This is a genomic window from Rhodococcus sp. RS1C4 (assembly GCF_002258225.1).
Lineage (GTDB): Bacteria > Actinomycetota > Actinomycetes > Mycobacteriales > Mycobacteriaceae > Rhodococcoides > Rhodococcoides fascians_E.
The window spans coordinates 39,931-54,433 of record NZ_NOXZ01000044.1 but is presented as its reverse complement, the minus strand read 5'-3'; the positions used below and the strand labels follow the sequence as shown (position 1 = coordinate 54,433).

The 14,503-nt window shown below is 64.8% G+C and carries 13 protein-coding genes; 10 read left to right on the top strand and 3 right to left on the bottom strand.

What is annotated here, in order from left to right; all coding sequences use genetic code 11:
* The first annotated feature begins 160 nt into the window (after positions 1-160).
* The 4 genes from metH to hisG are packed head-to-tail and all read left to right on the top strand — an operon-like array spanning position 161 to position 5,595.
* Positions 161-3,730, top strand: coding sequence for a methionine synthase (gene metH / locus CH289_RS22530; RefSeq protein WP_033189708.1), 3,570 nt, complete (start codon positions 161-163; stop codon positions 3,728-3,730).
* Complete coding sequence (locus CH289_RS22525; protein WP_094728654.1) at positions 3,723-4,415, top strand: HAD family hydrolase; 693 nt, start codon at positions 3,723-3,725, stop codon at positions 4,413-4,415. The genes metH and CH289_RS22525 overlap by 8 nt, the downstream gene beginning before the upstream one ends.
* The gene (locus tag CH289_RS22520; protein WP_094620656.1) at positions 4,412-4,693 is read left to right on the top strand and encodes a phosphoribosyl-ATP diphosphatase; all 282 of its coding nucleotides are present in this window, start codon (positions 4,412-4,414) and stop codon (positions 4,691-4,693) included. Before CH289_RS22525 ends, CH289_RS22520 begins: the two co-directional genes overlap by 4 nt.
* 50 nt (positions 4,694-4,743) lie before the next feature.
* Positions 4,744-5,595 carry an ATP phosphoribosyltransferase gene (hisG, locus tag CH289_RS22515; RefSeq protein ID WP_020110075.1) on the top strand — a complete coding sequence of 284 codons (852 nt, stop codon included), beginning with the start codon at positions 4,744-4,746 and terminating at the stop codon, positions 5,593-5,595.
* A 9-nt stretch (positions 5,596-5,604) separates the two neighbouring features.
* On the opposite strand, the gene CH289_RS22510 is transcribed toward hisG, so the two are convergent.
* Together CH289_RS22510 and CH289_RS22505 are read right to left on the bottom strand one after the other, a co-directional pair.
* A complete protein-coding gene (locus CH289_RS22510; RefSeq protein ID WP_094728652.1) occupies positions 5,605-6,492 on the bottom strand; it encodes a thioesterase family protein in 888 nt (295 codons plus the stop codon).
* The gene (locus tag CH289_RS22505) at positions 6,471-7,331 is read right to left on the bottom strand and encodes a RecB family exonuclease (RefSeq protein ID WP_027498509.1); all 861 of its coding nucleotides are present in this window, start codon (positions 7,329-7,331) and stop codon (positions 6,471-6,473) included. Before CH289_RS22505 ends, CH289_RS22510 begins: the two co-directional genes overlap by 22 nt.
* Before the next feature lie 155 nt (positions 7,332-7,486).
* On the opposite strand from CH289_RS22505, the gene CH289_RS22500 reads away from it, so the two are divergent.
* Positions 7,487-8,443, top strand: coding sequence for a tRNA (adenine-N1)-methyltransferase (locus CH289_RS22500; protein WP_094728650.1), 957 nt, complete (start codon positions 7,487-7,489; stop codon positions 8,441-8,443).
* Between the two features lie 4 nt (positions 8,444-8,447).
* On the opposite strand, the gene CH289_RS22495 is transcribed toward CH289_RS22500, so the two are convergent.
* On the bottom strand, positions 8,448-8,948 hold the full coding sequence (locus CH289_RS22495; RefSeq protein ID WP_020110071.1) for a WKL family lipoprotein: 501 nt from the start codon (positions 8,946-8,948) through the stop codon (positions 8,448-8,450).
* Positions 8,949-9,128: 180 nt separating this feature from the next.
* On the opposite strand from CH289_RS22495, the gene arc reads away from it, so the two are divergent.
* The 5 genes from arc (at position 9,129) to prcA (ending at position 14,473) form a co-directional block, all read left to right on the top strand.
* Positions 9,129-10,901, top strand: a complete 1,773-nt coding sequence (gene arc / locus CH289_RS22490) for a proteasome ATPase (protein WP_026347981.1) — start codon at positions 9,129-9,131, stop codon at positions 10,899-10,901.
* Positions 10,902-10,997: 96 nt separating this feature from the next.
* Entirely contained in the window at positions 10,998-12,497 is a 1,500-nt protein-coding gene (gene dop / locus CH289_RS22485) for a depupylase/deamidase Dop (protein WP_019666270.1), read from the top strand.
* 97 nt (positions 12,498-12,594) lie between these two features.
* The gene (locus CH289_RS22480; protein ID WP_019666269.1) at positions 12,595-12,789 is read left to right on the top strand and encodes a ubiquitin-like protein Pup; all 195 of its coding nucleotides are present in this window, start codon (positions 12,595-12,597) and stop codon (positions 12,787-12,789) included.
* The gene (gene prcB, locus CH289_RS22475; RefSeq protein ID WP_019666268.1) at positions 12,786-13,685 is read left to right on the top strand and encodes a proteasome subunit beta; all 900 of its coding nucleotides are present in this window, start codon (positions 12,786-12,788) and stop codon (positions 13,683-13,685) included. The genes CH289_RS22480 and prcB overlap by 4 nt, the downstream gene beginning before the upstream one ends.
* Positions 13,682-14,473: a proteasome subunit alpha gene (gene prcA, locus CH289_RS22470; protein ID WP_020110070.1), complete on the top strand. Its 792-nt coding sequence runs from the start codon at positions 13,682-13,684 to the stop codon at positions 14,471-14,473. The genes prcB and prcA overlap by 4 nt, the downstream gene beginning before the upstream one ends.
* Positions 14,474-14,503: the final 30 nt, after the last annotated feature.

The following is a 14,503-nucleotide window of genomic DNA, read 5'->3' as shown; positions in this document are numbered from 1 at the left end:
CGCTTCCAGCAGTGCTTCGGCCGCACTGTCCGGATTGTCGTGTTCTGTATCGTCGTTGTCGGCGGGTTGGTTGCCGTCGAGGTTTCGGGGACTCACCACGACAGCCTACGACCAGGCTGCGCCGTGAGGGGCACAGCCACGCGCCCATTACTCTGTAGGGATGCCTGCGCTACACAGAACCAGCCTGCTCGATGCGATTCGCAGTCGCGTTGTCATCGGTGACGGGGCAATGGGCACGATGCTGCAGGATGCGAACCTGACGCTGGACGATTTCCTCGGACTCGAGGGCTGCAACGAAATCCTCAACGACACGCGCCCGGATGTCCTACGGGAGATACACCGCGCGTACTTCGATGCCGGTGCAGACGCGGTCGAGACCAACACGTTCGGGTGCAACCTCCCCAACCTCGCCGACTACGACATCTCGGATCGGATCCGCGAGTTGGCCGAGAAGGGAACGCGCCTCGCCCGCGAAACGGCCGACGAGATGGGACCCGGACGCGACGGGATGGAGCGGTTCGTCCTGGGATCGATGGGTCCGGGAACGAAGCTTCCGACGTTGGGGCATGCGCCGTTCGCAGTGTTGCGGGACGCGTACGTCGAGGCAGCGCTCGGCATGATCGACGGCGGCGCCGACGCCATCCTGGTCGAGACGTGCCAGGACCTGCTTCAGGTCAAAGCCGCGATCATCGGCAGTCAGCACGCGATGGACAAACTCGGCGTGCGTATTCCGATCATCACGCACGTGACCGTCGAGACGACCGGGGCGATGCTTCTCGGTAGCGAAATCGGTGCTGCGTTGACGGCGCTGGAGCCACTGGGGATCGACATGATCGGTCTGAACTGCGCGACGGGTCCTGCCGAGATGAGCGAGCATCTGCGCCACCTGTCGAAGCATTCGACGCTCCCGGTGTCGGTCATGCCGAATGCCGGTTTGCCGACGCTCGGTCCTCGCGGAGCCGAGTATCCGTTGACGGCGCCGGAACTCGCCGACGCGCTCGGTGGTTTCGTGTCCGAGTACGGCCTGTCTCTCGTCGGTGGGTGCTGCGGAACCACGCCGGAGCACATCCGTCAGGTCGCGGACCTCGTCCACGGTGTCGCGAAGGCCGACCGGGCGCCTGCACCCGAGCCCGGCGTGGCATCGCTCTACTCGGCTGTGCCGTTCGAGCAGGACGCCAGCATCCTGATGATCGGTGAGCGGACGAACTCCAACGGGTCCAAGGCATTTCGCGATGCGATGATCGCCGAGGACTACGAGAAGTGCCTCGACATCGCCAAGGATCAGACGCGCGACGGTGCACACATGCTCGACCTCAACGTCGACTACGTCGGACGCGACGGTGCGGCCGACATGTCCGCGCTCGCATCACGATTGGCGACGGCGTCGACACTTCCGATCATGCTGGACTCCACCGAACCTGCAGTTCTGGAGGCAGGTCTCGAACACCTCGGCGGCCGCAGCGCCGTCAACTCCGTCAACTACGAGGACGGCGACGGACCGGATTCGCGCTTCCAGAAGATCATGAAGCTCGTCAAGGAGCACGGCGCGGCAGTCGTCGCATTGACGATCGACGAGGAAGGTCAGGCCCGCACGGCCGAGTGGAAGGTGCGCGTCGCCGATCGGTTGATCGAGGACATCACCACCAACTGGGGCCTGTCCCACGAGGACATCATCGTCGACACGTTGACGTTCCCCATCTCCACCGGTCAGGAGGAGGTCCGGCGAGACGGCATCGAGACCATCGAGGCAATTCGGCAGCTCAAGGCCAAGTACCCCAAGGTGCACACCACACTCGGTCTGTCCAACATCTCGTTCGGTCTCAACCCGGCAGCGCGTCAGGTCCTGAATTCGGTGTTCCTGCACGAGTGCACCGAGGCCGGACTGGACACTGCGATCGTCCACGCGTCGAAGATCCTGCCGATGAACAAGATTCCGGACGAGCAACGCGAAACCGCGCTCGATCTCGTGTACGACCGCAGGTCCGAGGGGTACGACCCGCTGCAGAAGCTGATGCAGCTGTTCGAGGGGGTCTCGGCGGCGTCTGCGCGCGAGTCCCGGGCCGAGGAGCTGGCGCGGCTGCCACTGTTCGAGCGACTCGAGCGCCGCATCGTCGACGGTGAGAGAAACGGCCTCGACGTCGATCTCGATGCCGCGATGGGCGAGAAGCCACCGCTCGAGATCATCAACGAGACGCTGCTGTCCGGCATGAAGACCGTGGGTGAGCTGTTCGGATCGGGTCAGATGCAGTTGCCGTTCGTCCTCGCCTCCGCCGAGGTGATGAAAGCCGCTGTGGCATACCTGGAACCACACATGGAGGCCACCGACGACGACGGCAAGGGGCGCATCGTGCTCGGAACCGTCAAGGGCGACGTCCACGACATCGGCAAGAACCTGGTCGACATCATCCTGAGCAACAACGGATACGAGGTCGTCAATCTCGGTATCAAACAACCGATTGCCACCATTCTGGAAGCGGCGATCGACAAGCGCGCCGACGTCATCGGCATGTCCGGGTTGCTCGTGAAGTCCACGGTCGTCATGAAGGACAACCTGATCGAGCTCAACAACAAGGGTGTTGCCGAGCAGTTCCCGGTTCTGCTCGGTGGGGCCGCGTTGACGCGGTCCTACGTCGAGAACGATCTTCAGGACGTCTATCAGGGCGATGTCCACTACGCCCGCGACGCGTTCGAGGGTCTACGGCTGATGGACACCATCATGACCACCAAACGAGGCGGGGGACCGGCCCCGGACAGTCCGGAGGCGCTCGAAGCCAAGGCGAAGGCCGAGGAACGGAAGGCGCGTCACGAGCGCTCGCGCCGAATCGCCGAGCAGCGGAAGGCGGCCGAGGTTCCCGTCGTCGTTCCGGAACGGTCCGACGTGGCGATCGATGTCGAGACTCCTGTGCCGCCGTTCTGGGGCACCCGCATCGTCAAGGGCGTGTCGTTGTCGGAGTACTCGGGTCTGCTCGACGAGCGCGCGCTCTTCCTCGGGCAGTGGGGTCTGCGCGGCGCTCGCAAGGGTGAGGGAGCGACGTACGAGGATCTCGTCGAGTCGGAGGGCAAGCCGCGGCTGCGGTACTGGCTGGACCGCCTCAGTACGGACGGCATTCTCGCCCACGCGGCGCTGGTGTACGGCTACTTTCCTGCGGTGTCCGAGGGCGACGACGTGATCGTCCTCACCGAGCCGAATCCTGATGCGCCCGAACGCTTCCGATTCACCTTCCCGAGGCAGCAGCGGGACCGTTTCCTGTGCATCGCGGACTTCGTTCGGTCGCGAGAGCGTGCTCGCGACACCGGTCAGGTCGACGTGTTGCCGATGAACCTGGTGACGATGGGCCAGCCCATCGCGGACTTCGCCAACGAACTGTTCGCGGCGGATTCCTACCGCGACTACCTCGAGGTGCACGGTATCGGTGTGCAGCTGACCGAGGCGCTCGCCGAGTACTGGCATCGCCGCGTCCGCGAGGAGCTGAAACTCACGGGTGGTCGAAGCGTCGCCGAGGACGATCCCGAGGACGCGGAAGGCTTCTTCAAGCTCGAATATCGCGGCGCTCGTTACTCGTTCGGCTACGGTGCGTGCCCGGACCTCGAGGATCGCGTCAAGCTCGCGGCACTGCTCGAACCGGAACGTATCGGCGTGAAGCTGTCGGAAGAACTGCAGCTGCATCCCGAGCAATCCACCGACGCATTCGTTCTTCACCACCCGGAGGCCAAGTACTTCAATGTCTGACAACTCGTCTCTGCAGGGCGTCCTGTGGGACATGGACGGCACACTGCTCGACTCGGAGAAGATCTGGGACGTTGCAGTTGCGGAACTGTCCGTGACCCACGGGCGTGAGCTCACCCCCGAGGTTCGCGAGAGCACGCTCGGCAACTCCATGCGCGGCGCGCTGACCAAGGTCTTCGTGCACACCGACACCGACGTCACCGAGGAATCGCTCGCCGCTGGACGCGACTGGCTGACCGCCCGTGTGTCCGAACTGTTCGCCGAAGGCATCCCGTGGCGTCCCGGCGCCAAGGACGCGCTGGCGCTCGCCCGCGACATCGGGCTGAGGACCGCACTGGTCACCAACACCGAACGCGGACTCGTCGAGAACGCGTTGGACACCATCGGGCGTGAGTACTTCGACTTCACCGTCAGTGGCGACGAAGTCGACGAAGGCAAGCCGCATCCGGCGCCCTATCTGAAGGGCGCTGCTCTGCTCGGCCTCGACCCGTCGCAGTGCCTCGCGGTCGAGGACTCTCCGACCGGGTCGCTGTCGGCTCACCGAGCAGGATGCTCCGTACTCCTCGTGCCGTCGGAGGTTGCTGTGGCGGCGTCTCCAGGCTACGTCGTACGCGAATCGCTCGTCGGTCTCACGGCCGACGACCTCCGCTCGGCATGGTGCGATGCACGGCGTCCCGCGTCGTCATGAAAGAATCTTTCACCGTGAAGACCTTCGATTCCCTGTTCGCCGAGCTGACCGACCGCGCTGCCACCCGCCCCGAGGGCTCCGGCACCGTCGCTGCGTTGGATGCAGGCGTGCATGCGCAGGGCAAGAAGATCATCGAAGAAGCGGGTGAGGTCTGGATCGCCGCCGAGCACGAAGGCGACGAAGCGCTCGCCGAGGAGATCTCGCAGCTGCTGTACTGGGTCCAGGTGCTGATGGTGGGTCGGGGCCTGACGCTCGACGATGTCTACCGACATCTGTGAACCGTGTGCACACGTTCACCGTCTGACTTTCCCGATCTAAGGACCTCGCAATGTTGCGTGTAGCAGTTCCCAACAAGGGCGCCCTCTCCGAGTCCGCAGCCGAAATTCTCAAGGAGGCCGGCTATCGTCGCCGCAGCGACTCGAAGGACCTGACCGTCCTCGACAACGCGAACGGCGTCGAATTCTTCTTTCTCCGTCCCAAGGACATCGCGATCTACGTCGGTTCGGGTCAACTCGACCTGGGCATCACCGGCCGCGACCTCGCACTCGATTCCGGGGCGCCGGTGGAGGAGTTGCTCGGTCTCGGCTTCGGTCGCTCCACCTTTCGGTACGCGGGACCTCAGGGCAAGGAGTGGTCGACGGCAGACCTGAACGGTCTGCGAATCGCCACGTCGTACCCGAACCTCGTCAAGGCCGACCTGGCGGCTCGAGGGTTGGAAGCAACGGTCATCCGTCTCGACGGTGCTGTGGAGATCTCCATCCAACTCGGTGTCGCCGACGCCATCGCCGATGTCGTGGAATCCGGCCGCTCACTACGTCAGAACAACCTGGTGGCATTCGGCGAGTCGCTGTGCGATTCCGAGGGAGTGCTCATCGAACGTGAGGGCAGCGATCGCTCCGACAGGACTCGCAAGCAGCTCATCGCTCGCGTCCAGGGCGTCGTGTTCGCGCAGCAGTATCTGATGCTGGACTACGACTGCCCCAAGGCCATTCTCGACGAGGCCGTCAAGATTACGCCCGGAATCGAGTCCCCGACGCTGTCGCCGATGGCCGACGAGAACTGGATCGCCGTGCGTGCCATGGTCTCTCGCAAGGTTCACAACACCGTCATGGACGATCTCGCCGACCTCGGCGCGAAAGCTATTCTCGCGTCGGACATTCGGTCCTGCCGGGCGTTCTGACCGGTTCGGTCAGGAACGGGGACGGACCAGCACGGTCTGGGCGATACGCCCGACCGGTCCGTGCTCGTCGTGGAGTACGCCGGCGGACATGGCCACTCCGTCCGGACCCACGGAGGTCTCGGCCGCGACACCTACCCACTCGCCGTCCGGGATCCGGAACACATGCACGGTGAGGTCCGTGTTCAGGAACGTCCAATGGTCGAGGTCCAGAGATGCACCGACCCCGTTGGCGATGTCGGCGATGGAGAACAGACGCTCGAGCGGGGTCATGGTTTCACCGAGGACCAGAGCGGTCTTCGGGCGCGCCCAGACGAGGCCCGGTCCGTCGGCGTCGATGCTTCCGAGTGCCTGGACCTCGATGTTGTCGAGGTACCCGGACTTCCACCGCCCTCCCCACGAATGCAACGACGCGTCCGTCAGCGGCGCGAGTTGCCGATCCGCGGCATGGGCAACAGCCGCGGTGTCTTCCGTCGTCATCCGCCACGCGGTTCCGCGAGCGACAGCACGGTCCACCCCGGTCGCAGTGGTTGCCCACAACTCGGCCGCGACGAGTTCGATGTTCTTGCCCGGACGCTCCACCCAGGACCTCACCACGATGTCCGCGATGGGAACCGGTCCGAGCAGTTCGACGACCACCCGCGTCACCCGAACGTCGGATCGGGCTTCCACACGTTCGAGAGCACGGAGCAGCAGTGCCGACGGCGGAGCACCGTGCTGCATGGTCGGCGCCCAGAGGCTCGTCGTCCGCTCTGTACTCGAGAACTGCTCTGTACTCGAGAACCGCTCTGTACTCGAGAACCGCTCTGTACTCGAGAACCGTTCGGTACCCGGTTCCGCTCGTCCGAGCGGTACGAAGAATGCGTCGGGAATGCCGGTCACGACCGCGCCTCCGGCCAACCCGGATACGCCGGGGGAGTGCCGCCGAACTCGGGACACAGCGCCTGGTGATCGCACCAACCGCAAAGCTTTCCACGTTTGGGCTGAAAATCGCCCGACTTGCCTGCGGCGACGATGGCTTTCCAGATCGCCGAGAGCATCCGCTCGAATCTGATCAACTCACCCTCGTCCGGGGTGTAGGTGAGTGATTGCTTGTCCGCCAGATACATCAGTTTCAGTTGTGCCGGAACGATTCCGCGTAGACGCATGACCACGAGCGCATAGAACTTCATCTGGAACAGCGCCTTCGCCTCGGTGAACTCCCGCGGGGCCTTACCTGTTTTGTAGTCCACGACGCGGACCATTCCGTTGGGCGCGACGTCGATTCGGTCGATGAAACCTCGAAGCGGAGTACCGTCCTCCAGGTCGATCTCGACCCGTTGCTCGCAGGACTCCGGATCGAATCGAGTGGGATCCTCCATCTCGTAATACCCGGCGACCAGGTCCCGAGCCTGGTCCAGCAGAACGGTGCGCTCGTCACCGACGAGCGTGTCCGCGACTTCAGGAGATTCGGCGCACACCCGATCCCACGCGGCATCGACGAGACCGACAGCCGTCTCCGAATGTCTGCTCTCGCTGGGCATTCCGTAGAGCGCCTCCAGTGCGGCGTGCACCACCGTCCCCTTGACCTGCGCCTTCGTCGATTTCTCCGGTATCCGATCTATCGCACGGAAGCGGTACAGCAGCGGGCACTGCTTGTAGTCACCCGCGCGGGACGGAGAAAGGGCCGGTGCGCTCCGTCGGGTCGAGCTGGTGGAGCCGGTTCGGACGGGTGGTGCAGGCACATCGGTGATACTCACGCTCTGCAGACTAAGCCCGTGGACCGACAGATTCACGCAAGGCCGTAGTCTTAGGCGGCCGAGTGTCGGCCCGCCGGGCCCACCGGATCTGTTCTGCAAAGCGAAAGAGGTAGTCGGCTGTGTCTTCCGGGTTTTCGGAGTCTTCGGACGAAACCGTGTTCGGGACTGCTGAACCGTCGGCACAGGCTCCCGAGATGCAGTCGGAGACAGAGACGCAGTCGGAGACAGAGGCGCAGTCGGAGACGGACGACACCCAGGCGCTGTCCACGGGGCCGGCGCGCAGTGGTCCGTTCCGCGTCGGCGACCGCGTCCAGCTCACCGACGGCAAGGGCAGGCACTACACCGTCGTTCTCGACGCGGGCAAGGAGTTCCACACGCACCGCGGTGGAATCACCCACGACGCGCTCATCGGTGCGGACGAGGGAAGCGTCGTCACCTCGGTCAACGGCACCCCGTACCTGGCGCTGCGACCGCTGCTCACCGATTACGTCCTGTCGATGCCACGCGGCGCGCAGGTGATCTATCCGAAGGACGCCGCGCAAATAGTGCACGAGGGAGACGTGTTCCCCGGTGCACGAGTGCTCGAGGCGGGGGCCGGTTCCGGTGCGCTGACGTGCTCGCTGCTGCGCGCCGTCGGTTCGGAGGGCAAGGTCATCTCCTACGAGATCCGTCAGGACCACGCCGACTACGCGGTGAAGAACGTCGAAACCTTCTTCGGTGAGCGTCCGCCCAACTGGGAACTGACCGTCGCGGACATCGACCGTTTCGGGGCGGACCACCCCGGGGAGACGGTCGACCGGGTCGTTCTGGACATGCTCGCGCCATGGGATGCGCTCCCTGCCGTCGCCGACGCGCTCGTGCCCGGGGGAGTACTGATCGTGTACGTCGCGACAGTCACGCAGTTGTCGAAGGTCGTCGAGACTCTCCGCGGGCAGGAATGCTGGACCGAGCCCAGATCGTGGGAGTCGATCGTGCGCGGGTGGCACGTCGTCGGCTTGGCGGTGCGCCCCGAACATCGGATGCAGGGGCACACCGCGTTTCTCGTCAGTGCACGCAAACTTGCGGCGGGCACAGTGACTCCGAAGCCTCAGCGTCGCTCCGGCAAGGGCTGACGCTCTAGACGCAGGGCGCCTGTCCCATGGCGAGCAACGCGCACGCGGACGCGTCGGAAACCTTCCACTTGCCGTCGATCAGGACCCAGGTGTTGGGCGACGGTGCCGCTGTTCCTCGCGGCGTCGCGATGGCAACGTCCGCGGTGGCAGTTTCGCCCTCCACCGTCGGCTCGGACACGTCGAACGTGATCTCGCCGTAGTTCGCGAGCGCAGCCGTCATCTGTTCCAGGTTCGCGATCCGCGCCTGGCCGTTCTCGATCTCCGCGGCCTTGGTGGCGGCGTCGACATCGGGAGCGACGATGAGGGTCAACGAGTCGGTGAGTTCCGCCGTCGTCGGTGCAGCAACCGCGGCGTCGGCCGTCGTCGTTGCCGCTTCGGTGGTCGACGCAGCGGCGGATTCCGAACTGTGATCGGCGTGATCGGAATCATCGCTTCCACCGCAGCCGGTGACGAGCAGCGCGGTGGCAGCAGCAGCCGCGAACGCCGAGGTGATGCGCTTGTTCACTGGTGAAGCCCCATTTCGAGATAGCGTCGGACCGTGTCGGTCAGGTGAGGCTAACATGGCCGATCCGCCTGTCCGGGGTGCGACCGATCGGTCACAAGTGCGCGGTGCTCGAACGTGTCCACACGCACATTCGTGAAACTGCCGGTAGCGTTGACTGATCTTCACTGGGAGGAGTCGCTCATGAGCTCAACAGACAATCCGGATTCGGCTGCGGCCCGGGCGGAACTCGAGGAGCTACGTGCCGAGGCGGCGTCGCTGAGGCGTCAGCTCGGTGGGCTCGGAGAATCGCCGGAGCGTGTCCGTGAACTGGAGTCCCGCATCGACTCGCTGTCGTTGCGCAACTCCAAATTGATGGACACGCTCAAGGAAGCTCGTCAGCAGTTGATCGCACTGCGCGAGGAAGTGGACCGGCTGGGTCAACCGCCCAGCGGCTACGGCATTCTCATGGCCGTCCACGAGGACGACACCGTCGACGTCTTCACGTCCGGTCGCAAGATGCGCCTCGCGTGCTCACCCAACGTCGAGTCCTCGTCGTTGGCTGCGGGTCAGACGGTACGGCTCAACGAGGCACTCACCATCGTCGAGGCCGGTTCCTTCGAACAGGTCGGCGAGATCAGCACGCTCCGTGAACTTCTCGGAGACGGTTCGCGGGCACTGGTCGTCGGCCATGCCGACGAGGAACGCGTGGTGTGGCTCGCCAAGCCGCTCGTCGACATGGCGAACGACGAGGGCATCGACGACCCGGACGAGCCGTCGCGCAAGCTGCGTCCCGGTGACTCGCTGCTCGTCGACACGAAGGCCGGCTACGCCTTCGAGCGGGTCCCCAAGGCCGAGGTCGAGGACTTGGTGCTCGAGGAAGTTCCGGACGTCGGCTACGAGGACATCGGCGGTCTCGGTCGCCAGATCGAGCAGATCCGAGACGCCGTCGAATTGCCGTTTCTGCACAAGGACCTCTTCCGCGAGTACTCGCTCAGGCCTCCGAAAGGTGTTCTGCTGTACGGGCCGCCCGGCTGCGGCAAGACTCTGATCGCCAAGGCCGTCGCCAACTCGCTCGCCAAGAAGATCGCCGAGGCGCGCGGCCAGGATGCCAAGGAAGCCAAGTCGTTCTTCCTCAACATCAAGGGCCCCGAGCTGCTCAACAAGTTCGTCGGCGAGACCGAACGGCACATTCGGTTGATCTTCCAGCGTGCGCGCGAGAAGGCCTCCGAGGGCACGCCGGTGATCGTGTTCTTCGACGAGATGGACTCGATCTTCCGTACGCGTGGTTCCGGTGTGTCCTCGGACGTCGAGACGACGGTCGTTCCGCAGCTTCTCGCCGAGATCGACGGTGTGGAAGGGCTGGAGAACGTCATCGTGATCGGTGCGTCCAATCGCGAGGACATGATCGATCCCGCGATCCTTCGCCCGGGGCGCCTCGACGTCAAGATCAAGATCGAACGTCCGGACGCCGAGTCTGCGCAGGACATCTTCTCCAAGTACCTGACGGATTCGTTGCCGGTCAACGCGGACGATCTCGCCGAGTTCGGCGGCGACCGGACCTCGTGCGTCCGCGCGATGATAGAACGTGTCGTGGACCGCATGTACGCCGAGAGCGAGGACAACAGGTTCCTCGAGGTCACCTACGCCAACGGGGACAAGGAAGTTCTGTACTTCAAGGACTTCAACTCGGGTGCAATGATCCAGAACATCGTCGACCGCTCCAAGAAGTACGCGATCAAATCGGTTCTGGAGTCCGGTAATCCGGGTTTGCGGGTCCAGCACCTCTTCGACTCCATCGTCGACGAGTTCGCGGAGAACGAGGACCTGCCCAACACGACCAATCCGGACGACTGGGCGCGAATCTCGGGCAAGAAGGGCGAGCGCATCGTCTACATCCGGACGCTGGTCACAGGCAAGAACGCCAGTGCGTCGCGTGCCATCGACACCGAGTCGAACACCGGCCAGTACCTGTAAGGATTCGAGGAGTTCGACGCTGCCCGCGACCGCTGTGACGGTCGCGGGCAGCGTCGGTTCCACGGGCGAACGGCGCGATCACCTAGGCTCGGGGCCATGGAGCGCATCATCGGTATCGAGGTCGAGTACGGAATCTCGTCCCCGACCGAACCCACGGCCAACCCGATCCTCACCTCGACCCAGGCGGTGCTCGCGTACGCGGCGGCTGCGGGAGTTCCGCGGGCGAAGCGAACCCGGTGGGACTACGAGGTCGAGTCGCCGCTTCGTGATGCGCGCGGATTCGACCTGGGTCGTTTCAGTGGGCCCGCTCCCGTCATCGACGCCGACGAGGTCGGCGCCGCGAACATGATCCTCACCAACGGCGCCCGTCTGTACGTAGATCACGCGCATCCCGAGTACTCGGCTCCCGAGGTTCGAGACCCGCTCGACGCGGTGATCTGGGACAAGGCAGGCGAGCGCGTGATGGAGGCCGCGGCGCGTCACGCGTCGAGTGTTCCCGGTGCACCGCGCTTGCAGTTGTACAAGAACAACGTGGACGGCAAGGGCGCGTCCTACGGCACCCACGAGAACTACCTCATGTCCCGCGCGACTCCGTTCTCGGCCGTCATCGCCGGGCTGTCACCGTTCTTCGCCTCCCGCCAGGTCATCACCGGCTCCGGTCGCGTCGGCATCGGCCAGTCCGGTGACGAGTCCGGGTTCCAGTTGTCTCAACGAGCGGACTACATCGAGGTCGAGGTCGGTCTGGAGACGACGCTGAAGCGCGGGATCATCAACACCCGTGACGAGCCGCACGCGGACGCAGACAAGTACCGCAGGCTGCATTGCATCATCGGCGACGCCAACCTCGCGGAGATGGCCACGTATCTCAAGGTGGGTACGACGGCGCTGGTTCTCGACATCATCGAAGCAGGCGTCGATCTGTCCGACCTGCAGCTCGCTCGGCCGGTCACCGCGGTTCACCAGATCAGCCACGACCCGACGCTTCGTCAGACGGTCGCACTGACGGACGGGCGGGAGCTGACCGCCCTCGCGTTGCAGCGGATCTATCACCAGAGGGTGGCGAAGTTCGTTGCAGGCGAGGGCAAGAACGATCCTCGTGTCGCGGACATTCTGGACAAGTGGGCCATGGTTCTCGACCTTCTCGAACGCGATCCGATGGAGTGCGCGAACCTGCTGGACTGGCCGGCCAAACTGCGTCTGCTCGAAGGGTTCCGTCAGCGCGAAGGCCTCGGGTGGTCGGCGCCGCGACTGCATCTGGTCGACCTCCAGTACTCGGACGTTCGGTTGGACAAGGGGCTCTACAACCGGCTCGTCGCGCGCGGGTCGATGGAACGGCTGGTCACCGAACAGCAGGTGCTCGACGCCGTCTCCACTCCGCCGTCCGACACGCGCGCGTACTTCCGAGGCGAGGTGTTGCGTAAGTTCGGCGCCGATATCGCGGCTGCGAGTTGGGATTCGGTGATCTTCGATCTCGGCGGCGACTCGCTGGTGCGTATTCCGACGTTGGAACCGCTGCGTGGAAGCAAATCTCATGTCGGCGAACTGCTGGAAAGCGTGAACACCGCGGCGGAACTGGTGGACCAACTCACGTCCTGAGTCGATTGCCGTCGCGTCTTGACGCCCCATGACGCTCTGTGATCGGTAGGGTGAAGGTCCGAGCAGGTACTGCGATGACGTAAGGAGGTCGACGACTATGGCTCAGGAGCAGACACGACGCTCTGGCGGTGGTGACGGCGACGACGAGGTTCCCGGCGAGGCCGGTGGCGGTCAGGAACGACGCGAGAAGTTGGCCGAAGAGACCGACGACCTCCTCGACGAGATCGACGACGTGCTCGAGGAAAACGCCGAGGACTTCGTCCGCGCCTACGTTCAGAAGGGCGGCCAGTGACGGTGGATCGCAGCGCGAACCCCTCGGCGGCCGATTTTCTGCCGGCGTTCGGCTCGCATCACTCCTCGTTCACCGACCATCTGCGTGATCACGCCCCGCACCTCCTCCCCGAGAGCCGGATGCAGTTTTCCGGCGGTCTGGACGAGCGGGGCCTCACGAGCGACCGCGGAGGAAACCCGGTGCACTCGGACCTGGCACCGCACGGCACGACGATCGTGGCGGTGACGTACGCCGGTGGCGTGCTCATCGCCGGTGATCGCCGTGCCACGCAGGGCAATCTGATTGCCAACAGAGACATGCAGAAGGTGTTCGTCACGGATGAGTTCTCGGCGGCCGGCATCGCCGGAACGGCGGGTATCGCCATCGAACTCGTTCGTCTGTTCGCGGTCGAACTCGAGCATTACGAGAAGATCGAGGGCGTGCCGCTGACGTTCAACGGCAAGGCGAACAAGCTGTCGTCGATGGTGCGGAGCAACCTCGGTGCGGCAATGCAGGGTCTGGCCGCGGTGCCGTTGCTCGTCGGTTTCGACGTGGACATCGCAGATCCCGATCGCGCCGGTCGCATCGTGTCCTACGACGTCGTCGGCGGACGTTACGAAGAACGGTCGGGGTATCACGCGGTCGGGTCGGGTTCGCTGTTCGCGAAGTCGGCACTCAAGAAGCTCTACGCCCCCGGGCTGAGCGAGGACGACGCGTTGCGGGCGGCCGTGGAGTCGCTGTTCGACGCGGCGGACGACGACTCCGCGACGGGTGGACCTGACGTGACCCGCGGGATCTACCCGACCGCGGTGACCATCACCAGTGTCGGCGCCGACGAAGTGGCCGAGGATCGCATCTCGGCCGCAGCTCGCGCCGTCATCGCCGACCGCACGATCGAAGGGGGGACTGCGTCATGACCATGCCGTACTACGCGTCGGCCGAGCAGATCATGCGCGATCGCTCCGAGCTCGCGCGCAAGGGTATCGCCCGCGGTAGAAGCGTCATCGTGCTGTCCTTCGCGGACGGGGTGCTGTTCGTGGCGGAGAACCGGTCGTCGGCGCTGCACAAGGTGAGCGAACTCTACGACCGCCTCGGGTTCGCCGCGGTGGGGAAGTACAACGAGTTCGAGAACCTGCGCAAGGCAGGCATCCTCCACGCGGACACCAAGGGTTACACCTACGACAGGCGCGACGTGACGGGTCGATCTCTGGCGAAGACGTACGCTCAGGCGCTCGGAACCATCTTCACCGAACAGCTCAAGCCGTACGAGGTGGAGATCTGCGTCGCCGAGGTGTCCCATTCCGACGAACCGGTCGCCAGCCAGCTCTACCGGATCACCTACGACGGATCGATCGTCGACGAGCAGGACTTCGTCGTCATGGGTGGCACCACCGAGCCGATCGTCACCGCCCTCAAGGAGTCCTACCGCACCGGGCTCGACTTGGCCTCGGCTGTGAAGATCTCGGTTGCCGCACTCGAGGCGGGCGCAGCACCGGCTGCGTCGCCGGCGGGACAGGGCGGCACGGAGCCGGAGAAGAAGGTGCTCGAGGTCAGCGCTCTCGAGGTCGCCGTGCTGGATCAGGGACGGCCCCGGCGGGCGTTCAGGCGCATCGCCGGAGCTGCGCTGCAGGACATGCTTCCTCGGCGCGACGCCGCCGACCAGGAACCCACGCCCGGGCAGCCGGGAGCGGAGCCCGCGGAATGACCTGAGTAGAGCCGGGAGTGGAGCCAGCGG